Raw genomic sequence first — 21,440 nt, 5'->3', positions numbered from 1 at the left:
TTGCGCGCGCCGCCCTTCGGGGCGGCCGTTTTTTTCTGGTCTCTCCAGTTTGTCTGTTTGTCTTGGAGTTTCGACGGGAGGTCGAAGTGATCACGCCGCTGATGCCGAACTATGCACGGACCGAACTCGCCTTTGAGCGGGGCGAGGGCTGCTGGCTGGTGACGGCGGACGGGCGACGAGTCCTCGATTTCGGCGCGGGCATCGCGGTGAACGCGCTCGGCCATTCCCATCCGCATCTGGTGGCCGCTCTCACCGAGCAGGCGCAGAAGCTCTGGCACGTCTCCAACCTGCACAATGTGCCGGCGGCGGAGAAGCTGGCCAAGCGCCTGACCGAGGCGACCTTCGCGGACAGCGTGCTGTTCTGCAATTCGGGCGCGGAAGCCAACGAGGGCGCCATCAAGATGGCGCGCAAGTACCACGCCGTGCGCGGCGAGGAGAACCGCTACCGCATCATCACCTTCGAGGGCGCCTTCCACGGCCGTACGCTGGCGACCATCGCCGCCGGTGGCCAGAAGAAGTACCTGGAGGGCTTCGGCCCAAAGGTCGAGGGCTTCGACCAGGTGCCCTTCGGCGACCGCAAGGCGCTGGAGGCGACGATCGGGCCGGACACCGCGGCGCTGCTGATCGAGCCGATCCAGGGCGAGGGCGGCCTGCGCACCGTGCCGACCGAGGAGCTGCGCTACCTGCGCGAGCTCTGCGACAAGCACGGCCTGCTCCTGATCTTCGACGAGGTGCAGACCGGCGTCGGCCGCACCGGCAAGCTCTTCGCCCATGAATGGGCGGGCGTCTCGCCGGACATCATGGCGATCGCCAAGGGCATTGGCGGCGGCTTCCCCATGGGCGCCGTGCTGGCGGTGGAGAAATGCGCCGCCGTGTTCACGCCCGGCACCCATGGCACGACCTTCGGCGGCAATCCGCTGGCGGCCGCCGTCGGCAATGCCGTGCTGGACGTGGTGCTCGCCCCCGGCTTCCTCGAGGAGGTGCAGCGCAAGGCGCTGGTCTTCAAACAGAAGCTCGCCGGCCTCGTCGACCAGCATCCGAAGGTCTTCGAGGAGGTGCGCGGCTTCGGCCTGCTCACCGGCCTGAAATGCGTGCTGCCGAACGGCGACGTGACCGCCGCCGCCCGCCGCGAGGGGCTTCTCGTGGTGCCGGCCGGCGACAATGTCATCCGCCTCATCCCGCCGCTCGTCGTCTCCGACGAGGAGATCGACACGGCCGTGGGTATGCTGGAGCGCGCCGCCAAGGGTCTCGAGGCCAGCCTCGTCAAGGGAGCGGCCGAGTGACCCATTCGCCGCGTCATTTCATCGACCTCGCCGATTTCGGCGGGGCCGATCTGAAGGCCATTCTGGACAAGGCGGGCGCGCTGAAGCGCGTCCGCCGGACCCCTGAGGCCGGCAAGCCGCTCGCCGGCAAGGTGCTGGCCATGATCTTCGAGCGCCCCTCGACCCGCACCCGCGTCTCCTTCGACGTCGGCATGCGCGAGCTTGGCGGCGAGACGATCATGCTCACCGGCGCCGAGATGCAGCTCGGCCGCGGCGAGACCATCTCCGACACGGCGAAGGTCCTCTCGCGCTATGTCGACGCGATCATGATCCGCATGCTCGACCACAATGCCGTGCGCGAGCTGGCGGAAGCGGCGACCGTGCCGGTCATCAACGGCCTCACCAAGCTGTCGCATCCCTGCCAGATCATGGCCGACATCATGACCTTCGAGGAGAAGAAGGGCTCGATCCGCGGCAAGACGGTGGCCTGGGCCGGCGACACCAACAATGTGCTGGCCTCCTGGATCCAGGCGGCGCCGCGCTTCGGCTTCAAGCTGAACATCGCCACCCCCGAGGAACTGGCGCCGCGCCGCGAGATCATCGCGCTCGCCCAGCGCGAGGGCGCCGACATCTCCTGGACCTCCGACCCCTACCAGGCGGTGGAGCGGGCGGATTGCGTCGTCACGGATTGCTGGGTGTCGATGGGCGACGAGGATGCCGGGCGTCGCCACAACCTGCTCAAGGCCTACCAGGTCAACAAGCAGCTGATGAGCGCGGCCAATTCCGACGCCATCTTCATGCATTGCCTGCCCGCCCATCGCGGCGAGGAGGTCACCGACGAGGTCATGGACGGCCCGCAGTCCGTGGTCTTCGACGAGGCCGAGAACCGCCTGCATGCGCAGAAGGGCGTGCTCGCCTGGTGCTTCGGGGTGTGAGCTGATGCGACGGCCCGGCATCACCCGCGCGGTGCTGGGCCTTCTGCTCTTTCTCCTGGCCGGGTGGCCCGCCGCGGCGGGATCTCTGGCCTGCGCGCCGCCTGTCCAGCGCGACGACGGTTGGCAGATCGCCGACAGCGGCAAAACCGGGTTTGACGAGGCAGCGCTCTGTGCCCTCATGGCCGAGGCCAGCATTGCCGAGCCCCTTCACGCCCTCGTCGTGATGCGCAACGGCGCTCTTGTCGCCGAGCTTTATCGACGGGGCACGGACCGTTCGATCTACAGCGTTTTCGGTCACGAGACGGCCTTCGGTCCCACCGTCCTCCATGACATGAGATCGATCAGCAAGACGGTGGTTGCGCTGCTCGTCGGCATCGCCGTGGGCGAAGGACGCATCGATCCCCAAAAGCCGGTCCTCGACTATTTCCCTGAGCTCGCCAGGCTGAGGACTCCAGAGCGGCTCGCCATCACAGTCGAGCATCTCCTGACCATGAGCAGCGGCCTCGACTGGAACGAGAGCACTGTCTCCTATGGAAGCCTGCGCAATGACGAGACGCGGCTCTATTGGACATGGAGCCAGCCGCGCTTCGTCTTCGACAGGGCGGTGACGGCGCGCCCCGGTGAGCGCTTCGCCTACAATGGCGGGGGCACGGCCGTCCTCGCGGCGATCATCGAAAAGGTGACGGGGCTGGCTGTGCGGGACTACGCCCGCGAGCGGCTCTTCGCGCCTCTGGGGATTGTGAGGTGGGAATGGGTGCGTGACCTGCATCGCCGCGATCTCGCCTTTGCGGGGCTCAGGCTGACCCCTCGCGACCTCCTGAAGATCGGGCGTCTGGTGCTGGACGGCGGGCGAGTCGACGGCCGGCAGCTCATTCCGGCGGCATGGATCGCCACGGCCCTGACGCCGCGCATCAGCACGGAAGGGGGCGGCGGCTACGGCTACCAGATCTGGACCGGCTCCTTCGAGCGCGACGGCGGTCGCGTGCCCTTCGCGGCGATGGTCGGCAATGGCGGGCAACGGCTTTTTCTGGCTCCCGATCTCGGCCTCGCCATCGCCATGACGGCAGGCGCCTACAACGACGACACGATCGGCCGGCGGCTGAGGTCCCTCGCCGCCCGAATCGTCACGGCGGCTCAGCCTGCCGTCACGGCACAACAAGGCAGGCCCGCTGTACCTCCGCCTTGATCCCTCTTCTCTCCAGAACCATTCAAGGCTAAGAGACCCGCCACCTTTTTGGAACGGGAGGTCCGCCATGGCCGCGCCGCGCACGCTGTATGACAAGATCTGGGACGACCATGTGGTCGAGACGCAGGACGATGGCACCTGCCTTCTCTACATTGACCGCCACCTCGTCCACGAGGTGACGAGCCCGCAGGCCTTCGAGGGCCTGCGCGCCACCGGCCGCAAGGTGCGCGCGCCGCAGAAGACCCTCGCCGTGGTCGACCACAACATCGCCACGACGCCGGACCGCAAGTTCGGCATCAAGGACGAGGAGAGCCGCACCCAGGTGGAGGCCCTCGCCCAGAACGCCGCGGAATTCGGCATCGAGTATTACGACGCCGCCGACATCCGCCAGGGCATCGTCCACGTCATCGGGCCGGAGCAGGGCTTCACCCTGCCGGGCACGACCATCGTCTGCGGCGACAGCCACACCTCGACCCACGGCGCTTTCGGCGCTCTCGCCCATGGCATCGGCACGTCTGAGGTCGAGCACGTGCTCGCCACCCAGACGCTGATCCAGAAGAAGGCGAAGAACATGCTCGTCCGCGTCGACGGGCAGCTGAAGGACGGCGTCACCGCCAAGGACATCATCCTCGCCATCATCGGCGAGATCGGCACGGCCGGCGGCACCGGCTCGGTCATCGAGTATGCGGGCGAGGCCATCCGCTCGCTGTCGATGGAAGGCCGCATGACCATCTGCAACATGTCGATCGAGGGCGGCGCCCGTGCCGGCCTGATCGCCCCGGACGAGAAGACCTACGCCTATCTCAAGGGCAAGCCGAAGGCGCCCAAGGGCATGGCCTGGGACATGGCGCAGAAGTACTGGGAAACGCTCTTCACCGAGGAGGGCGCCCATTTCGACCGCACCGTCGTGCTCGACGCCAACAACCTGCCGCCGATCGTCTCCTGGGGCACCAGCCCTGAGGACGTCATCTCGGTGGCCGGCGCCGTGCCGAACCCGGACGACATCCAGGACGAGAACAAGCGCCTCTCCAAGTGGCGCGCGCTCGAATACATGGGGCTCACGCCGGGAACGAAGATCACCGACATCCGCCTGGACAAGGTGTTCATCGGCTCCTGCACCAATTCGCGCATCGAGGACCTGCGCGAGGTCGCCCGCGTGGTGAAGGACAAGAAGGTCGCCCCGACCGTCTCGGCCATGATCGTACCGGGCTCGGGTCTCGTGAAGGAGCAGGCCGAGCAGGAGGGTCTGGACAAGATCTTCCTCGCCGCCGGTTTCGAGTGGCGCGAGGCAGGCTGCTCCATGTGCCTCGCCATGAACCCCGATCGCCTGCAGCCGGGCGAGCGCTGCGCCTCGACCTCGAACCGCAATTTCGAGGGCCGCCAGGGCTACAAGGGCCGCACCCACCTCGTCTCGCCGATCATGGCGGCGGCGGCGGCGGTGGAAGGCCACTTCGTGGACATCCGCACCTGGGGCTGAAATCCGGTGCCTGCACGACCCGAGAGCGCCCGGAGACGGGCGCTCTTTGCGTCTGAAGCCGGGTGTGGCTGCCGATCCGCCCTAGTCTTGCCCGGATTGACCGTAAGTTACCGTCCCCGGGGTCGAAAATCGGTCTGCGGACGGGGTCGCCAGAGGGTAAAATCCCTCCGGGTTAACCGGCTGTTTACCCTGATTGTCGACATCTAAAGGGCCGTCTGCGGGGCCGCCGTTCCCGTTCGCCCGTCTCTCAAGCCGAGTATCGCGATGCGCTCCACCCCTTACCTCGCTCTCCTCGCCCTGACGGTGGCCGCGGTCGCCGTCGATGCCCAGGCGCAGCAGCAGCAGCGCCCGCAGGCCCAGCAGGGCCAGCCGGCGCAGGGCAACAGGCCCGCCTCCGGCGGCGGGGCGCAGCAGGGCGCGGCCGTGGCGCAGTTCGGCGACTGGGGCGTCTTCACCTCGACGACCCAGCGCGGCAAGGTCTGCTACGCCGCCTCGCAGCCGAAGAGCCGGGCGCCGGCCGGCCTGCAGCGCGATCCCGCCTTCTTCTTCCTCACCTCGCGCCCCGGCGAGAACGTCCGCAACGAGGTCTCGCTGACCCTCGGCTTCCCTCTGAAGGGCGACGCCACCGCCACCATCGGCAGCGCCAGCTTCGCGCTTTACACCCAGCAGAACGGCGCCTGGATCAAGAACGCGGCGGAAGAGGGCCGCATGGTGCAGGCCATGCGCGGCGGCTCGCAGCTGACCGTGCGCTCCACCTCGCTGCGCGGCAACGTGACCACCGACACCTATTCGCTGACCGGCCTCGGCCAGGCGCTGGACCGCGTCGCGCAGGAGTGCCGGTGAGGCCTGGCGCGGCCCGTCTGGCGCGCGCCCTGGGCTCCGGCCTTCTCTCAGGCCTCTGTCTCCTCACGCTGCCGGCCCTGCTCCGGGCCGACGACCGTCCCACGGGCGTGACGACAGTCGTCGCCATTCATGGCGAGTGGAGCGTCGTCGTGGCCGAAACCGATCGCGGCAAGCAGTGCTATGCGGCCGGGACGCCGCGCCGCCTGCCGAAGGGCGTTTCCGCCGAAGGCGCTTTCGTCTTCGTGACGACACGCCCGCAGGATCAGGTGCGCGATGAATTCGCCGCCGAGTTTGGCTATGCCCCGGCCGGCGCCATCGCCAAGCTGGGGGCCGAGACCTTTGATCTCGCCACGCGTGACGACGGCGCTTGGATCCGTGACCGCGCCGACGAGGTCCGGCTCATCGACGCCATGCGTGCGAATGCCCATATGACGGTGCATGCTATGCGCGCCGAGGGTGGCGTCACGGTGGACATCTATTCCCTCAGCGGATTTGCCGATGCGCTGGCGCAGGCGCGGCGGGAATGCGCCGATGGCGCCTTGAGCAACTGACCGGCGCTTGCGCGGGAAAGGCTGCCGGCGCCGTCCTTTCGTGCTATAGGCCCGCGCTTGCCAGGATCAGAGACCCAATGCCGACGCTCGACCTCTCGAAAGCCAAGCCGTCTTCCAAAGCCGCCGCTGCCACCCCCGCCGCACCGGCGGTGGAGACGCGCGCCCTTCCCTCGAAGCCCTCGCTGGTCGGCCTCGGCCGCGACGAGCTGAAGGCGGCGCTGGAGGCCATCGGCATCGAGGGCCGCGAGACGCGGATGCGCGTCGCCCAACTCTGGGGCTGGATCTACCAGCGCGGCGCCAAGACCTTCGCGGAGATGTCCAACGTCTCCAAGCACCTGCGCGCCGCGCTCGACGAGGCCTACACGCTCGATCGGCCGGAGGTGGTTGTCGAGCAGGTGTCGCAGGACGGCACCCGCAAGTGGCTCATGCGCATTCCGCCCTCCGTCGCCGGCGAGAAGTGGCACGAGATCGAGACCGTCTACATCCCCACCCGCGACCGCGGCACGCTGTGCATCTCGAGCCAGGTCGGCTGCACGCTCACCTGCTCCTTCTGCCACACCGGCACGCAGAAGCTGGTGCGCAACCTCACCGCGGCGGAAGTCGTGGCGCAGGTGATCGTCGCGCGCGACCGGCTCGGCGACTGGCCAGACCAGTCGCCGCCCGAGGGCGCCTTCGTGCCGGATGATGGCGGGCGCTTCGTCACCAACATCGTGCTCATGGGCATGGGCGAGCCGCTCTACAACGTCGACAACGTCACGGCAGCGCTGAAGACCCTGCTCGACCCGGACGGGCTGCAGTTCTCCAAGCGCCGCGTCACGCTCTCGACCTCGGGCGTCGTGCCGGAGATCGGCCGGGTCGGCGCCGAGACCGGCGTGTCGCTCGCCATCTCGCTGCACGCCGTCACCGACGGCCTGCGCGACGAGCTGGTGCCGCTGAACCGCAAGTACCCGATCGCCGAGCTCCTCCAGGCCTGCCGCACCTATCCCGGCGTCTCGAACGCGCGGCGCATCACCTTCGAATATGTCATGCTCAAAGGCGTGAACGACAGCGTCGACGATGCCCGGCGTCTCGTGCGCCTCCTCAAGGGTATCCCGGCCAAGATCAACCTCATCCCGTTCAACCCCTGGCCCGGCTCGAAATACGAGTGCTCGGACTGGGAGCAGATCGAGCGCTTCTCCGAGGTCGTCTTCGATGCCGGCTATTCCTCGCCGGTGCGCACGCCGCGCGGCCGCGACATCCTCGCCGCCTGCGGGCAGCTGAAGAGCGAGACGGAGCGCCTGCGCGCCAAGGACAAGGCGGCGCTGATGTCCAAGGCCGAGCAGGACGCCTTCCGCGCCATGAGCATGGTCGACTGAACTGCCGCGGCGTCGCCGGGCGGCTGGCATGCTGCCCGCCGTCCTTGACCCCCATCCTCCCCGGTGATGAGCTTCGTCCATCCGGCGCCAAGACCGGACGCTCATCACATCCCGGGAGGATTTCATGTCGCACGGCCGCCTGCCTGCACGAAGGCTCAGCCTCGCCACCATCGCCGCCGCGCTGATCGCGGCCTCTGCGCCTGCCATCGCCCAGATGGGGCCGGGTCCCGGCCGGGATGATCGCGGCTTCGAGCGCGGGCCTGGCATGGACCGCGGCGGCCGTTTCGAGCGCGAGGGACGCCGCGGGCGGGGGGAGGAGACCATCATGGGCTTCTCACGCGAGCGGCTCGCCCGCATCGCCCCGGTCATGCGCGAGCAGGTGGACCGCGGCATGTTCCCCGGCGCGGTGACGCTGATCGCCCGGCGCGGCCGCATCATCCATTTCGAGGCGCACGGCTTCCGCGACGCGGCGAAGACCCAGCCGATGACGCGCGACACGCTCTTCATGCTGGCCTCGATGACCAAGCCGATCGTGTCGACGGCAGCGGTCATGCTCATCGAGCAGGGCAAGATGAAGCTCGGCGACCCCATCTCCAATTGGCTCACCGAGCTGCGCGACATGAAGGTGCAGGTCGAGCGGCGCAATGCCGACGGCACCACCACGACCGAGGACGTGGCGCTCGCCCGGCCCATCACCGTGCAGGACCTGCTGCGCCACACCTCAGGCTTCACCTATGCCGGTTCCGTGCGCTCGCCGCGGCTGAAGCAGCTCCTCGACGACCAGAACATCGAGGCGCGCACCGCCAACATCACCGGCGACGAGATGCTGCGCCGCCTCGGCCAGATCCCGCTGGTGCATCAGCCGGCGACCAATTTCGAATATTCGATCTCCACGGACGTGCTCGGCCTGCTGCTGGAGCGCGTCAGCGGCAAGCGGCTCGACATCCTCATCAAGGAGATGATCCTCGACCCGCTCGACATGCGCGACACCACGTGGTTCGTCGCGGAAGGGCGTCGCTCCCGCCTCGCCGAGGCGCTCGATGCCGATCCGGCCAAGGCCGACATGTGGCGCGCCTACCGCATCTTCGAGAACCCGGCCGACAACGGCCAGTACTTCAAGGGCGGCGCCGGCCTCGTCTCCACGGCCGACGACTATTTCAAGTTCGCCCAGATGATCCTCAATGGCGGCACCTTCGAGGGCCGTCGGCTCGTCTCGACCAAGTGGGTAGAGTTCATGCTCTCCGACCACCTGATCGGCATGGGCGGCACGACGGCCGCCTCGACCGGACCCGGCTATGGCTTCGGTCTCGGCTTCGCCGTGCGGCGGCAGGACGGGTTCGCGGTGGCGCCGGGCTCGACGGGTGACGCCATGTGGGCGGGCGCCTGGGGCACCAGCTTCACCATCGATCCGCGCGAGGGCGTGGTGGGCATCCTGATGGCGCAGGGGCCCTCGAACCGCACCCATACGCGGATGCTGTTCAAGAACCTGATCTACGGGGCGCTGGTGCGCTGACCCCCGCACGAAGGCCGGTGCGGCAGCCATGCCGCCCGGCCGCTACCCCGGCCGGCGCCGGACGCCTAGTCTCGCGCCATGAATCGCTTCGGGTCCTATCTCGTCCGGCTCCTGCGCGTCGCCATCGGTTTCATCGCCGGGCTGGCGGTCGCCGCCGCGATGGTCGTCATCCTCGACCTCAACAAGGGCGGCCTGCCCGAACCGCTGGCGGGGGCTGCCGCCATCGGCTTCTTCACCTTCCTCGCTGCGCGGATGCTCTGGCCGCTGCTGCTCGTGTTGCTGCTCGCCGAGGTGATGCGCTGGCGGGCGCTGGCGCTCCATCTGGGCCTTGGCCTTCTCGCCGCCGCGGCGGTGCTCGGCTGGACCTGGTGGCAGGCGCCGCAGGAGGTGCCCGACCCGATCCTCGGCGAGGAACCGGTCCTCACCACCGCCCGCATTGCCGTGACGCTTGGCGCTGGCCTTTGCGGTGCCCTCGTTTCCTGGCTCATCGCCGGCCGCTCGGCCGGGCTGCCCATCCCTGAAAGGACCTGACCCATGACCTTCACCTGCCGCCCGCCCGCCGATCCGCAGGTCATGATCGACAACGACAAGGTCAAGGTGACGCGCTGGAACTTCCAGGACGGAGCGGAGACCGGCTGGCACACCCATGGCTGGGATTATGTCGTGGTGCCGCTTGCCGACGGGAAGCTGATCGCCGAACTCGCCGACGGCACGTCGGGCGAGTACGAGATGAAGACCCACGAGCCCTACTTCCGCAAGGAAGGGGTCAACCACAACATCATCAACATCACCGGGCGCGACTTCGCCTTCATCGAGATCGAGATCAAGCCCTGACGCGGCTCCCGGTTGCATCGGCCAAGTCAACGCGACATTTCGTCCGTGACTTGGCGATGACAGCCCCTAACGCGCTGTTTACAATCCCTCTCAGAAACCGGGCCGAGACCCGGCTCTTTCCAGAGAGGTGATTTTATGCGTTTCGGATTGAAGCTCCTTGCGGGCGCGATGCTGGCTGCCGCGGCCTTCGTCACGGCGGCCGATGCCCGCACCATCCGCTGGGCCCGTTCGGTCGATGCCCAGACGCTCGACCCGATGTCGGCCAATATCGGCCCGACCTCCAACCTCGTGCACCAGATCTACGAGCCGCTGGTCATCCGCGGCTATGACGGCAAGCTGGTCGCCACCCTCGCCACCGAGTGGCGCATCCTCCCCGACGATCCGACGGTGTGGGAGTTCAAGCTCCGCCAGGGCGTCAAGTTCCACAACGGCACCGCCTTCACCGCCGACGACGCGATCTTCTCCTTCGAGCGCGCCCGCAAGCCGACCTCCGACTATCGCGGCCTGCTGACCTCGATCGAGAGCGTCACGAAGGTCGACGACCACACGATCCGCATCAAGACGCGGGCGCCGAACCCGCTGCTGGTCGAGAACCTCACCAACATCTTCATGATGTCCAAGGCCTGGTCGGAGGCGAACAACGCCGCCGATCCGCAGAACATCCGCGAGCGGGCCGAGAACGGCGCCACCCGCAACGCCATGGGCACCGGTCCCTTCACCCTCGTCTCGCGCGAGCCGGACGTGCGCACCGTCATGCGCCAGTTCGCGGACTACTGGGGCAAGGGCCAGTTCCCGATGCAGGTGACCGAGCTGATCGTCGTGCCGATCCAGCAGGACGCCACCCGCATCGCCGCGCTGCTCTCCGGCGAAGTGGACGTGGTCCATGACGTGCCGGTGCAGGACATCGCCCGTCTCCAGCAGAGCCAGGGCATCCGCGTCACCTCGGGCCCCGAGAACCGCGTGATCTTCCTCGGCTTCAACGTCGGCGATGCCGAGCTGAAGTCGTCGGACATCAAGGGTCGCAACCCCTTCGCCGACGTGCGCGTGCGCAACGCCATCAACGTGTCGATCAACCGCGAGGCGATCACCCGCGTCGTCATGCGCGGCCAGGGCCAGCCCATCGGCTATATCGGCTCGCCCTTCATCTCCGGCTACTCGGCCGAGCTCGCGGCGATCCCGCGCTTCGACCCCGCCGCGGCCAACCGCGCGCTGGACGAGGCCGGCTATCCCCGCCGCGCCAGCGAGGGCAACACCCGGTTCTCGGTGACGCTCCAGTGCACCAACAACCGCTACGTCTCGGATGAGAACATCTGCCAGGCGGTGGTGACCATGCTCGGCCAGATCGGCATCCGCACCAACATGGTGGCGAAGCCGGCGGCCCAGCACTTCCCCGAGCTGCAGCGCCAGGAGCTGGACTTCTACCTCGTCGGCTGGGGCATCCCCACCTATGACGCCGAGTACGTCCTGACCTTCCTCTACCATACGCGCACGGCCAATAACGGCACCTGGAACGGCACCCGCTATTCCAACCCGTCGCTCGATGCCCGCATGCTGGCCCTCCAGACCATGCCGGACATCGCCAAGCGCAACGCCGAGCTCGCCGACATCCAGAAGCAGCTGCGTGACCAGGCCATCTACATTCCGCTGCACCTGCAGTCGATCAGCCACGCCTCGCGCGGCGGCATCGAAGTGCCGGTCCATCCGGACGCGGGCGCCTGGTTCAAGCTGTTCCGCTTCGCCGGCTCCTGATCCGCCGTCACGGCATCGCGGCCCCCTCCCGGCGACGGGAGGGGGCTGATCTTTTCAGCCATCCCTTGATGTCTTTTCCGGGCGGATTGCGTTCATGATCGCCTATGTCGTCAAAAGCCTGGCGCAGGCCATCCTCGTCATGCTGGCGGTCGCCTTCGTCGCCTTCTCCATGTTCCGTTTCATCGGCGACCCCGTGTCGAACCTCGTGGGCCAGGAGGCCACCATCGAGGACCGCGCGCAGCTTGCCCGCGACCTCGGCCTCGAGGACCCGATCCCCGTCCAGTTCATCCGTTTCGTCGGCAATGCGGCGCGGCTCGAATTCGGCGTCAGCTATCGCCAGGGCCGCCCCGTCTCGGCGCTGATCGCCGAGCGCCTGCCGGCGACCGTCGAGCTCGCCCTGCTCTCGGCGCTGTTCGCCCTGGTGGTGGGCATCGCGCTCGGCGTCTACACCGCCATCAACCGCAACGGCTGGCTCTCCCACGTCATCCTGTCGGTGTCGCTCGTCGGCGTGTCGCTGCCGACCTTCCTCATCGGCATCGGCCTCATCTGGCTCTTCGCCGTGGAGCTGCGCTGGCTTCCCTCCTTCGGACGGGGCGACGTCGTCCAGCTCGGCTGGTGGTCCACGGGTCTGCTCACCACCTCCGGCCTGAAGTCGCTGGTCATGCCGGTGCTCACCCTCGGCTTCTACCAGCTCACCCTCATCATGCGCCTGGTGCGCGCCGAGATGCTGGAGACCATGCGCACCGACTATGTGAAGTTCGCCCGTGCCCGCGGCGTGCCGGACCGGGTCATCTGGTTCCGCCACGCGCTGAAGAACACGATGGTGCCGGTCATGACCATTGCCGGCCTGCAGCTCGGCGGCGTCATCGCCTTCGCCATCGTCACCGAGAGCGTCTTCCAGTGGCCCGGCCTCGGCGCGCTCTTCGTCCAGGCGGTGCAGTTCGTCGACATCCCCGTCATGGCCGCCTACCTGATGTTCGTCGCCTTCGTCTTCGTCGTCACCAATCTGGTGGTCGACCTGCTCTATTTCGCCCTCGATCCTCGCCTGCGCGGCGCGGGTCCGGCCTCGGCGCATTGAGGCTGGCCATGACCATGACCACCGACACACCCCCCGTCGTTCCCGCCACGCCGCCGCGCGTGACCCTTCGCGCCCGTCTTGCCAAGGCCTGGGACAGCGACCTCGCCTGGAGCTTCCGCCATTCGCCGGTCGCCATCGTCGCGACCGCGATGACGGTGCTGCTGCTCACGGCCTCGCTCTGCGCCGGCTGGATCGCGCCGCAGAACGCCTTCGACCCCGCGGCCATCAACCTGCTCGATGCCTATACCAAGCCCGGCGACATCGGCATGGGCTCGAACACGGTGTTCTGGCTCGGCACCGACAACCAGGGTCGCGACCTGTTCTCGGCGATCCTCTACGGCTCGCGCGTGTCGCTCTTCGTCGGCTTCCTGTCGGTCGCCTTCTCGGTGGTGATGGGCGTCGGCCTCGGCCTCATCTCCGGCTATGTCGGCGGGCGGACCGACGCCTTCATCATGCGCGTCGCCGATATCCAGCTCTCCTTCCCCGCCATCCTGATCGCGCTGCTGTTCTTCGGCGTGGCGCGCGGCGTCATCCCGCCCTCGCATCACGAGCAGATGGCGATCTGGGTGCTGATCGTCGCCATCGGCCTGTCCAACTGGGCGCAATACGCCCGCACCGTGCGCGGCTCGACCATGGTCGAGCGCAACAAGGAATATGTGCAGGCCGCCCGCGTCATGGGCCGGCCGGCGCTGTTCATCATGGCGCGGCACGTGCTGCCGAACGTCACCGGGCCGGTGCTGGTCATCGCCACCATCAACCTGGCGCTTGCCATCATCGAGGAGGCGACGCTGTCGTTCCTCGGCGTCGGCGTGCCGGCGACCCAGCCTTCGCTCGGCACCCTGATCCGCTTCGGCCAGCAGTACCTGTTCTCCGGCGAGTGGTGGATCCTGTTCTTCCCGGCGCTGGCGCTGGTCCTTCTGGCGCTCTCCATCAACCTGCTCGGCGACTGGCTGCGCGATGCCCTCAATCCCAGGCTGAGGTGAGCGGCGATGACCACACCCGTCCTCTCCGTCCGCGACCTGGTCGTGGAATTCCCCACCCGCCGCGGCACGCTCACCGCCGTGGACCGCATCTCTTTCGACATCGCGCCGGGCGAGGTGCTTGGCGTCGTCGGTGAATCGGGCGCCGGAAAGTCGATGACCGGCGCTGCCGTCATCGGCCTGCTGGAGCCGCCCGGGCGCATTGCCGGCGGCGAGATCCTCCTGAAGGGCGAGCGCATCGACAACCTGCCGCCCGAGGCCATGCGCAAGGTGCGCGGCAAGCGCGTCGGCATGGTCTTCCAGGACCCGCTGACCTCGCTCAATCCGCTGTATCGCGTCGGCGAACAGCTCATTGAGACGATCCAGACGCACACGACCCTGACGACGGCGCAGGCGCGGGCGCGGGCCATCGACCTCCTCACCGAGGTCGGCATCCCGGCGCCGGACAAGCGGATCGACGCCTATCCGCACCAGTTCTCCGGCGGCATGCGCCAGCGCGTGGTTCTGGCCCTGGCGCTCTGCGCCGAGCCGGAGCTCGTCATCGCTGACGAGCCGACCACGGCGCTCGACGTCTCGGTGCAGGCGCAGATCATCTCGCTGCTGAAGAACCTCTGCAAACAGCACAACACCGCCGTCATGCTCATCACCCACGACATGGGCGTGATCGCCGAGACGGCCGACCGCGTCGCGGTGATGTATGCCGGCCGCATCGCCGAGATCGGCCCGGTGCAGGACGTCATCAAGCGGGCGAAGCACCCCTACACGCAGGGCCTCATGGGCTCGATCCCGTCGCTGGATGCGACCTCCGACCGCCTGGTGCAGATCCCCGGCTCGATGCCGCGGCTGACCGCCATCCCGAAGGGCTGCGCCTTCAATCCGCGCTGCCCGGCTGTCTTCGCCCGCTGCCGGGACGAGCGGCCGGACCCGATCCCGGTCGGCGCAAGCCAAGTCGCCTGCTGGCTCCATTCCTCTGATCAGGAGAAGGCGGCATGAGCGAGCCGCTCGTCACCGTCCGCAACCTGTCGCGGACCTTCGACGTCTCGAAGCCCTGGCTGAACCGCGTGCTGGAGCGCGAGGAGCGCCGGCTGCTGCGCGCCGTGCAGGACGTCTCCTTCACCATCGGCAAGCGCGAGACCTTCGCGCTGGTGGGCGAATCGGGGTCGGGCAAGTCGACCGTCGCCAACATGGTCGTCGGCCTGCTGGAGCCCTCTGCCGGCTCGGTCCTGATCGACGGCGTCGACATGGCCTCGACGAAGGATCCGGCGAAGCTGAAGGCGGTGCGCTCGAAGATCCAGATGATCTTCCAGTCGCCCTTCGCCTCGCTCAATCCGCGCTGGCGGGTGGACCGCATCATCGCCGAACCGATCCGCGCCTTCGGCCTGATGAGCGATTCCCGCGAGATCGCCGAGGAGGTGGGACGGCTCCTGCGCACCGTCGGCCTCGACCCGGCCGACGGCACCAAGTTCCCGCACGAATTCTCCGGCGGCCAGCGCCAGCGCGTCGCCATCGCCCGGGCGCTCGCCTCGCGCCCCGAATTCATCGTCTGCGACGAGCCGACCTCGGCGCTGGACGTGTCGGTGCAGGCGCAGATCCTCAACCTGATGCGCGACCTGCAGGACCAGTACGGCCTGACCTACCTGTTCATCTCGCACAATCTCGCGGTCGTCCGGCACATGGCGACACGGATCGGCGTGATGTATCTCGGCCGCCTCGTCGAGGTGGCGCCGGGCCGGCAGCTCTTCGCCGCGCCGCGCCATCCCTATACGCGGATGCTGCTCGACGCGGTGCCGGACCTCGACATGACGGGCCGGGCCCGCAAGCCCGTGCTCGGCGAGATCCCGAACCCGATCACCCCGCCGGCCGGGTGCCCGTTCAATCCGCGCTGCCCGCTCGCCAATGGCCGCTGCCGCACCGAGGTGCCGGCCTCGGTGACGGACGCGCTGGGGACCGTCGCCTGCCACGCCGTGACCGAGGGGCGGCTGGCGGCGTGAGCCGCCGCCACTAGCGGAACGGCCAATCGCCGATATCGACGGCCGGGAGCTGGTACCAGCCGGTGAGCTTGCCGATGGCGAAGGCGATCCCATAGGGGAACACCGACCATCTGGGCTGGCCGCCCCAGACCCAGACCCACGGGATCACCAGCCACAGCAGGAGAAGGCCGCCCGCCTGAAGGCGGGTGACCTCGGCGAGGACGCTGCGCTGGGTAAGCCAGAAGGTGAGAATCAGCGGGAAGGTGACGATGGCGAGAACGCGTGTCTGGTCGCCCACGAACATGAGCAGCGGCAGCACGCCGAAGAGCGCGAGGAAGAAGGGCAGGCTCCGCCGTCCCCTGTCGGCATAGCGCATAGCCATGAACCAGCCGGGGCCCAGCACGGACCAGACCACCACCTGGGTGTGGAGCCAGAACTGGTCCTGCAGCATCCGCCAATGGGTGATGAACCAGGTGTCGCGGCCGGCGACGTCCATGCCGGCCTTCCAGAAGATCAGGACGAGCAGGATCTTGCCGAGGATCACCCCCATCCAGGCAAAGGCCACGGCGCGCCAGGGATAGGCCTCCTCGTCCTGCTGCAGGCGGGCGGCGAAGAGGACGGCGAAGAGGAGGACCGACAGGCCGACGAAGCCCTGTTCGAAATGCTGCAGGCCGAGGGCGATGCCGAACAGGCCGGCGAGCCATGGGCGTCTGTCGCTCGCCGCCACAGTCAGCATGAGGAGCAGGGTCAGCCCGTCCATCCCCACCCAGAAATAGGCCGTCGTCGAGGCGGGGAGGGAGGCGAAGATCACCATGGCGATCCGCGCCTCGCGCTCGGGCAGGCGATGGAAGCAGAGCCAGGTGAAGAGCGCGGTGAAGGCGACGGCGAAGCCGAGGTGAAGCAGCGCGAAACCGGCGTCCGAGGTCGCGCCGATGGCCCAGGCGATGAAGGGCGAGAGCCAGTTGGTCAGCAGATATTGCTTGAGCGGATCGTCGAACGGAACAACGAAGGGATTGCGCGCGAAGGCGATCGTTTCGTTGATGTTCGGGATGTGCCAGATGCCGGTCTTCACCAGCATGGCGGCGAAGACCAGCAACAGGAAATTTCGGCGGCGCCAGTCGAAGACGACCTTGGCGGCGGCGTCGATCAGAAGCATGGGACCGGACCGGGGGGCGATACGGACTTCCTAACCCATCGCGGGGCATGAATCAGCCCCGCATGTGTCACGGATTGCGTCAGGCTGCCTTGTCGCCGATGACGCCGCGGCGGATCTGATCCTCCTCGATCGACTCGAACAGGGCGCGGAAATTGCCCTCGCCGAAGCCGTCGTCCCCCTTGCGCTGGATGAATTCGAAGAAGATCGGCCCGAGCACCGTACCGGAGAAGATCTGCAGCAGGACGCGCGACATGCGGCCCTCCTTCTCGCCGAGCGCCACGGCGCCTTCGCCATCGATGAGGATGCCGTTGGCCTGCATGCGGTCCACCGGCTCGCCGTGGCCGGGCACGCGGGCATCGACCTTCTCGTAATAGGTGGCCGGCGGCGAGGGCATGAAGGGCAGGCCGTTCGCCCGCAGCGCCTCGACGGTCGCGTAGATGTCGCGGGACCCGCAGGCGATGTGCTGGATGCCCTCGCCCTTGTACTCGCGGAGGTACTCCTCGATCTGGCTCTTGTCGTCGAGGCTCTCGTTGATGGGAATGCGGATCTTGCCGCAGGGCGAGGTGAGGGCGCGAGAGATGAGGCCCGTCAGCTTGCCCTCGATGTTGAAGAAGCGGATCTCGCGGAAGTTGAAGAGCTTCTCGTACCAGCCGGCCCAGAAATCCATGCGGCCGCGATGGACGTTGTGGGTGAGGTGGTCGAGATAGTAGAGGCCCGCCTGTTCCGGGTGCGGGTCGCGCTCGCCCGTCCAGACGAAATCGACGTCGTAGATCGAGCCCTTGTCGCCGTAGCGGTCGACGAAATAGAGCAGCGAGCCGCCAATGCCGCGCACCGCGGGGATGGAGAGCTCCATAGGGCCGACCTTGCCGATATAGGGCTCGGCGCCGAGCGCGATGGCGCGCTCATAGGCATACTTCGCATCCCTGACCCGGAAGGCCATGGCGCAGGCGCAGGGGCCATGCTCGGCGGCGAAGGCGGCGGCGAAGCTGTCCGGCTCGGCATTGACGATGTAGTTCACGTCGCCCTGGCGATAGAGCGTCACGGCCTTCGAGCGGTGGCGGGCGACGGGGCGGAAGCCCATCAGTTCCAGCACGCGGCCGAGCTCGGCCGGATCGGGATGGGCGAACTCGACGAACTCGAAGCCGTCGGTGCCCATGGGGTTGTGGGCGCTGATCTCGGCGGGCGGGGCATCGTGCGGGAACGGACCCATGGCATCCTCCTCGGGGGTGGCCGGATGGGATCAGTATCGTGCGATTCCACTGCAAGGAGCGTGAGATCGGAGGGCGTTGGTCCCTATTGCGTGCATGGATCGTGCGTGATTGACTGCTGCGATGAACGCTTCTGTCGAGATCGATGGCTTCGACCTGCGGCTTCTCGATGCCTTGCAGGAAGATGGCGCACGAACCAACCAGCAGCTGGCCGACCTCGTGCGGCTATCGCCGAGCCAGGTGTCGCGGCGCCGCCAGCGGCTGGAGGAGGCGGGTCTCATCCGCCGCTACCGCGCCGATCTCGATGCGAGCCGCCTCGGCTTCGGCGTCGCGGTCTTCATCTTCGTGTCGCTGGCCACCCATTCCGGCCTCAATGCCCGGCGCTTCGCCGATCTCGTGCGGGCCATGCCGGAGGTCCAGGAAGCCCACGCCATGACGGGGGATGCCGACTACCTGCTGAAACTCGTGGTCCGCGACCTCAAGGGCCTGTCGACCCTCGTCAACGAGGTGCTGCTGCCGCATGAGAGCGTGGCGCGGGTGCGCTCCTCCATCGTGCTGGAGACGCTGAAGGACGATCCGCGCCTGCCGCTCACCGGGCGTTGAGACGAAGCCATCCGCGCCGCGCCGCGCGGCTGAAACGAAGCGGGCCTAGATCGCCGCGGAACGATCCGGAGCCCTTGCTATGATCCCGTCCCGCCGCCTGATCCTCGCCACCCTGGTTCTCGCTGCCGGCCGTCCTGTCCTCGCCTCCGGCGAGGCGGCCCTCCTTCAGGGCGTCGAAGGCGACCATCCCGCCGGCTACTATCGCCGCGCCGCCGACCTGATGCGCGCCGGCCGCCGCGACGAGGCGGTCTTCGTCTTCTATCTCGGCCAGCTGCGCTACCGCACCCATCTCGCTGCCCGCCCCGACCTGCCTCGCGACCGCGATCCCGCGCTTTTCGCCTCGCTGTCCGAGGTGGTGGGCCGGCCGGTCAACGAACATGCCTTCGGCGACATTCCGGCCCTCGACCGGACGCTGCAGGCGGTCATGGCCTATGATCGGGCGAACCCGGACCGCTTCACCTCGCCGGCCGAGTTTCCGCAGGCGAGCCGCACCGTGCGCACCGGGATGGAGCAATTCCGCGCGCAGATCGTTGCCCAGCGTGAGACGATCCGGGCGCAGCGCCAGGCGAACGGATTGGCCAACCGGAACTGACGCTGTCCCATCGACGGAGCCGAAAACCATGCCATCCCGCGACACCGTCGAGCGCTTCGTGGCGATGGTCGTCTCCGGCGATCATGTCGGGGCGATCGAGGCTTTCTATGCCGAGGATGCCTCCATGCAGGAGAACCTCGCCCCGCCACGGGTCGGCAAGGCCGCGTTGATCGCCCATGAGAAGGCTGCCCTGGCGCGGGTGGCGTCGGTCCATACGCACCCGCCGCAGGCGCTGCTGATCGACGGCGACCAGGTGGCGATCCACTGGATCTTCGACTTCACGCTGCCGGACGGATCGACGCGCCGCTTCGACGAGATTGCGCTGCAGACCTGGCGCGGTGAGCTGATCCAACGCGAGCGGTTCTTCTACGATCCGGCGACCATCCGCTGACGCCCGGCCTTCCCGCCTGCCCCTGCGCGGTGCTAGGTATCTTCCATACCAGTGAGACCGCCATGCTTGCCGATGCCCGCCCGCTGCTTGCCGCCGCTCCCGTCATTCCCGTCCTGACCATCAAGGACGCCAGCGTCGCGGTGCCGCTCGCCCGGGCGCTGGTGGCCGGCGGATTGCCGGTCATCGAGGTGACGCTGCGCACGCCGCAGGCGCTCTCCGCCATCCGCGAGATCGCCCGCGAGGTGCCGGAGGCGGTGGTCGGCGCCGGCACCATCACGCGGGTCGAGGACATCCAGGTGGCAACCGCCGCCGGGGCGCGGTTCCTGGTTTCGCCGGGCACGCCCGCGGCTCTCGCAGTCGGGCTGTCGTCCTGCCCGGTGCCGGTGCTGCCGGGCTGCGCCACGGTGACCGAGGCCATGGCGCTTGCGGCCTATGGCTTCACCGCCCTCAAGTTCTTCCCGGCCGAGCCCTCGGGCGGTGCGGCTTTCCTCAAGAGCCTCTCCGGCCCGCTGCCGGGCCTCGTCTTCTGCCCGACCGGCGGCATCGATGCCGCGAAGGCGCCCTCCTATCTGGCGCTTGCCAATGTCGGCGCGGTGGGCGGCTCCTGGGTGGTGCCGGACGACGCGCTGGCAAGCGGCGACTTCGCCCGCATCACCCGCCTTGCCGCGGAGGCGCGGGCGCTTCGGCCCTGACTGCGCCCGCTTGCGCGAACTGTCGCACTTGTTGTCGCAATCCTCATGCATACCTCGGGGAGGGGCGCACAGGAGGCACCAGTGACCGACATCGCCAAGATCCTTACCTCAGTCCTTTCGGGCGGCACGCAGCAGGGCGGCGGCGGTGGCCTCCTCGGGCAGATCGCCGGCATGGCCCAGGGCCAGCGCGGCGGTCTCCTCGGCCAGATCGGCGAAGTGCTGCAGCAGGCGCAGGGGCGCGGCCAGCCGTCGGCCGGCGTGCCGGGCCAGACCGGGTTCCCCCAGCCGGCTGTCCCCTCGGTGCCGGCAACTCCCGGTGCGCCCGGCGGCAATCTCCTCGACCAGCTGATGACCTCCCTGCGCACCGCGCAGGGGCAGGGCGGCGCCGGCGGCATGTTCGGCCAGGCGGCCGAGGTGCTGCAGAAGCACGCCGGTGGCTTCGGCGGCGGCGCCGCGGTCGGCACGCTCGCGGGTCTGCTGCTCGGCACCGGTGCGGGCCGCAAGATTGCCGGCACGGCGGTGCAGGTCGGCGGCCTCGCGGCCATTGGGGGCCTCGCCTATGTGGCGCTGCGCAACTACCAGCAGGGCAAGCCGGTGGTGCAGGGCACGATCAACGACGTGACCTCGCTGCTCGGCATGGGACAGGCCCCGCAGGGCTATGCCGAGGCCGGTGGCACCATCCAGGACACGGCGGAAATCCTGCTGCGCTCCATGGTGGCCGCCGCCTATTCGGATGGCGAGATGTCGCCGGATGAGCGCGCGATGATCGTCGGGCAGCTGGAGACCATGGGGCTTGGCCAGGCGGAGAAGAGCTTCCTCGACGGGGCGCTCGCCGCACCGGTAAGCATGACAATCATCGCGGCCTCCTGCACCACCGACGAGATGAAGGCGCAGGCCTATATCGCCGCCCATCTCGGCATGGAGGTCGACACGGCGGCCGAGGCGCAGTTCCTGCGTGACTTCGCGGCGGCGCTGGGGCTCGAGCCCTCGCTCGTCGCGCATCTCGACCAGGCGGCGGCCGAAGCCAAGGCGGCGCGCGCCTGACCGGGCCGTTGCTGCACGCCT

22 protein-coding genes are annotated in these 21,440 nt (G+C 68.3%); 20 read left to right on the top strand and 2 right to left on the bottom strand.

Annotated features, from left to right (window positions below):
• The first annotated feature begins 86 nt into the window (after nt 1-86).
• The 15 genes from C8P69_RS14305 (at nt 87) to C8P69_RS14235 (ending at nt 15,754) form a co-directional block, all read left to right on the top strand.
• Entirely contained in the window at nt 87-1,283 is a 1,197-nt protein-coding gene (locus C8P69_RS14305) for an aspartate aminotransferase family protein (protein ID WP_108178086.1), read from the top strand.
• Entirely contained in the window at nt 1,280-2,197 is a 918-nt protein-coding gene (argF, locus tag C8P69_RS14300) for an ornithine carbamoyltransferase (RefSeq protein WP_108178085.1), read from the top strand. Before C8P69_RS14305 ends, argF begins: the two co-directional genes overlap by 4 nt.
• Nucleotides 2,157-3,383, top strand: a complete 1,227-nt coding sequence (locus C8P69_RS14295) for a serine hydrolase domain-containing protein (protein WP_108178084.1) — start codon at nt 2,157-2,159, stop codon at nt 3,381-3,383. The genes argF and C8P69_RS14295 overlap by 41 nt, the downstream gene beginning before the upstream one ends.
• 67 nt (nt 3,384-3,450) lie before the next feature.
• The gene (gene leuC, locus C8P69_RS14290) at nt 3,451-4,860 is read left to right on the top strand and encodes a 3-isopropylmalate dehydratase large subunit (RefSeq protein ID WP_108178083.1); all 1,410 of its coding nucleotides are present in this window, start codon (nt 3,451-3,453) and stop codon (nt 4,858-4,860) included.
• Between the two features lie 264 nt (nt 4,861-5,124).
• Complete coding sequence (locus C8P69_RS14285; RefSeq protein ID WP_211353828.1) at nt 5,125-5,703, top strand: invasion associated locus B family protein; 579 nt, start codon at nt 5,125-5,127, stop codon at nt 5,701-5,703.
• Nucleotides 5,700-6,254: an invasion associated locus B family protein gene (locus C8P69_RS14280; protein WP_108178082.1), complete on the top strand. Its 555-nt coding sequence runs from the start codon at nt 5,700-5,702 to the stop codon at nt 6,252-6,254. Before C8P69_RS14285 ends, C8P69_RS14280 begins: the two co-directional genes overlap by 4 nt.
• Nucleotides 6,255-6,331: 77 nt before the next feature.
• Nucleotides 6,332-7,609, top strand: coding sequence for a dual-specificity RNA methyltransferase RlmN (rlmN, locus tag C8P69_RS14275; RefSeq protein ID WP_108178081.1), 1,278 nt, complete (start codon nt 6,332-6,334; stop codon nt 7,607-7,609).
• Between the two features lie 124 nt (nt 7,610-7,733).
• Nucleotides 7,734-9,122, top strand: coding sequence for a serine hydrolase domain-containing protein (locus C8P69_RS14270; protein WP_245902041.1), 1,389 nt, complete (start codon nt 7,734-7,736; stop codon nt 9,120-9,122).
• Between the two features lie 78 nt (nt 9,123-9,200).
• Nucleotides 9,201-9,653, top strand: coding sequence for a hypothetical protein (locus C8P69_RS14265; protein WP_108178080.1), 453 nt, complete (start codon nt 9,201-9,203; stop codon nt 9,651-9,653).
• A 3-nt stretch (nt 9,654-9,656) separates the two neighbouring features.
• Nucleotides 9,657-9,956, top strand: coding sequence for a cupin domain-containing protein (locus tag C8P69_RS14260; protein ID WP_108178079.1), 300 nt, complete (start codon nt 9,657-9,659; stop codon nt 9,954-9,956).
• Between the two features lie 135 nt (nt 9,957-10,091).
• Nucleotides 10,092-11,705, top strand: coding sequence for an ABC transporter substrate-binding protein (locus C8P69_RS14255; RefSeq protein ID WP_108178078.1), 1,614 nt, complete (start codon nt 10,092-10,094; stop codon nt 11,703-11,705).
• Between the two features lie 94 nt (nt 11,706-11,799).
• Entirely contained in the window at nt 11,800-12,783 is a 984-nt protein-coding gene (locus C8P69_RS14250) for an ABC transporter permease (protein ID WP_108178077.1), read from the top strand.
• A 14-nt stretch (nt 12,784-12,797) separates the two neighbouring features.
• Nucleotides 12,798-13,766: an ABC transporter permease gene (locus tag C8P69_RS14245; protein ID WP_108178138.1), complete on the top strand. Its 969-nt coding sequence runs from the start codon at nt 12,798-12,800 to the stop codon at nt 13,764-13,766.
• Nucleotides 13,767-13,772: 6 nt separating this feature from the next.
• The gene (locus tag C8P69_RS14240; protein ID WP_108178076.1) at nt 13,773-14,756 is read left to right on the top strand and encodes an ABC transporter ATP-binding protein; all 984 of its coding nucleotides are present in this window, start codon (nt 13,773-13,775) and stop codon (nt 14,754-14,756) included.
• Entirely contained in the window at nt 14,753-15,754 is a 1,002-nt protein-coding gene (locus C8P69_RS14235; protein WP_108178075.1) for an ABC transporter ATP-binding protein, read from the top strand. The genes C8P69_RS14240 and C8P69_RS14235 overlap by 4 nt, the downstream gene beginning before the upstream one ends.
• A 10-nt stretch (nt 15,755-15,764) precedes the next feature.
• Here C8P69_RS14235 and C8P69_RS14230 read toward each other — a convergent pair whose 3' ends face one another.
• Entirely contained in the window at nt 15,765-16,889 is a 1,125-nt protein-coding gene (locus C8P69_RS14230) for a hypothetical protein (RefSeq protein ID WP_108178074.1), read from the bottom strand.
• 79 nt (nt 16,890-16,968) lie between these two features.
• Nucleotides 16,969-18,099 carry a 4-hydroxyphenylpyruvate dioxygenase gene (gene hppD / locus C8P69_RS14225; protein ID WP_108178073.1) on the bottom strand — a complete coding sequence of 377 codons (1,131 nt, stop codon included), beginning with the start codon at nt 18,097-18,099 and terminating at the stop codon, nt 16,969-16,971.
• Nucleotides 18,100-18,220: 121 nt separating this feature from the next.
• Between hppD and C8P69_RS14220 the strand changes: the two genes are divergently transcribed.
• The 5 genes from C8P69_RS14220 (at nt 18,221) to C8P69_RS14200 (ending at nt 21,419) form a co-directional block, all read left to right on the top strand.
• Complete coding sequence (locus tag C8P69_RS14220; RefSeq protein WP_108178072.1) at nt 18,221-18,700, top strand: Lrp/AsnC family transcriptional regulator; 480 nt, start codon at nt 18,221-18,223, stop codon at nt 18,698-18,700.
• A 79-nt stretch (nt 18,701-18,779) separates the two neighbouring features.
• Entirely contained in the window at nt 18,780-19,292 is a 513-nt protein-coding gene (locus C8P69_RS14215) for a hypothetical protein (RefSeq protein WP_108178071.1), read from the top strand.
• Between the two features lie 28 nt (nt 19,293-19,320).
• Complete coding sequence (locus tag C8P69_RS14210; protein WP_108178070.1) at nt 19,321-19,683, top strand: nuclear transport factor 2 family protein; 363 nt, start codon at nt 19,321-19,323, stop codon at nt 19,681-19,683.
• A gap of 62 nt (nt 19,684-19,745) precedes the next feature.
• Nucleotides 19,746-20,375 carry a bifunctional 4-hydroxy-2-oxoglutarate aldolase/2-dehydro-3-deoxy-phosphogluconate aldolase gene (eda, locus tag C8P69_RS14205; RefSeq protein ID WP_108178069.1) on the top strand — a complete coding sequence of 210 codons (630 nt, stop codon included), beginning with the start codon at nt 19,746-19,748 and terminating at the stop codon, nt 20,373-20,375.
• A gap of 81 nt (nt 20,376-20,456) precedes the next feature.
• Nucleotides 20,457-21,419 (top strand): tellurite resistance TerB family protein, encoded by a 963-nt coding sequence (locus C8P69_RS14200; RefSeq protein WP_108178068.1) that lies wholly within the window; start codon nt 20,457-20,459, stop codon nt 21,417-21,419.
• The last annotated feature ends 21 nt before the right edge of the window (nt 21,420-21,440 follow it).

Source organism: Phreatobacter oligotrophus (assembly GCF_003046185.1).
Taxonomy (GTDB): domain Bacteria; phylum Pseudomonadota; class Alphaproteobacteria; order Rhizobiales; family Phreatobacteraceae; genus Phreatobacter; species Phreatobacter oligotrophus.
Note: the sequence above shows the minus strand (reverse complement) of the source record. Positions and strands in the feature narration are given on the sequence as shown.

Coding starts and splice junctions, on each gene's coding strand:
- C8P69_RS14230 (WP_108178074.1), bottom strand. CDS start 16,889: ATGCTTCTGATCGACGCCGCCGCCAAGGTCGTCTTCGACTGGCGCCGC.
- C8P69_RS14260 (WP_108178079.1), top strand. CDS start 9,657: ATGACCTTCACCTGCCGCCCGCCCGCCGATCCGCAGGTCATGATCGAC.
- C8P69_RS14265 (WP_108178080.1), top strand. CDS start 9,201: ATGAATCGCTTCGGGTCCTATCTCGTCCGGCTCCTGCGCGTCGCCATC.
- C8P69_RS14245 (WP_108178138.1), top strand. CDS start 12,798: ATGACCACCGACACACCCCCCGTCGTTCCCGCCACGCCGCCGCGCGTG.
- C8P69_RS14215 (WP_108178071.1), top strand. CDS start 18,780: ATGATCCCGTCCCGCCGCCTGATCCTCGCCACCCTGGTTCTCGCTGCC.
- hppD (WP_108178073.1), bottom strand. CDS start 18,099: ATGGGTCCGTTCCCGCACGATGCCCCGCCCGCCGAGATCAGCGCCCAC.
- C8P69_RS14235 (WP_108178075.1), top strand. CDS start 14,753: ATGAGCGAGCCGCTCGTCACCGTCCGCAACCTGTCGCGGACCTTCGAC.
- C8P69_RS14295 (WP_108178084.1), top strand. CDS start 2,157: ATGCGCAGAAGGGCGTGCTCGCCTGGTGCTTCGGGGTGTGAGCTGATG.
- C8P69_RS14210 (WP_108178070.1), top strand. CDS start 19,321: ATGCCATCCCGCGACACCGTCGAGCGCTTCGTGGCGATGGTCGTCTCC.
- C8P69_RS14285 (WP_211353828.1), top strand. CDS start 5,125: ATGCGCTCCACCCCTTACCTCGCTCTCCTCGCCCTGACGGTGGCCGCG.
- rlmN (WP_108178081.1), top strand. CDS start 6,332: ATGCCGACGCTCGACCTCTCGAAAGCCAAGCCGTCTTCCAAAGCCGCC.
- C8P69_RS14240 (WP_108178076.1), top strand. CDS start 13,773: ATGACCACACCCGTCCTCTCCGTCCGCGACCTGGTCGTGGAATTCCCC.
- C8P69_RS14250 (WP_108178077.1), top strand. CDS start 11,800: ATGATCGCCTATGTCGTCAAAAGCCTGGCGCAGGCCATCCTCGTCATG.
- C8P69_RS14220 (WP_108178072.1), top strand. CDS start 18,221: ATGAACGCTTCTGTCGAGATCGATGGCTTCGACCTGCGGCTTCTCGAT.
- C8P69_RS14270 (WP_245902041.1), top strand. CDS start 7,734: ATGTCGCACGGCCGCCTGCCTGCACGAAGGCTCAGCCTCGCCACCATC.
- C8P69_RS14255 (WP_108178078.1), top strand. CDS start 10,092: ATGCGTTTCGGATTGAAGCTCCTTGCGGGCGCGATGCTGGCTGCCGCG.
- eda (WP_108178069.1), top strand. CDS start 19,746: ATGCTTGCCGATGCCCGCCCGCTGCTTGCCGCCGCTCCCGTCATTCCC.
- leuC (WP_108178083.1), top strand. CDS start 3,451: ATGGCCGCGCCGCGCACGCTGTATGACAAGATCTGGGACGACCATGTG.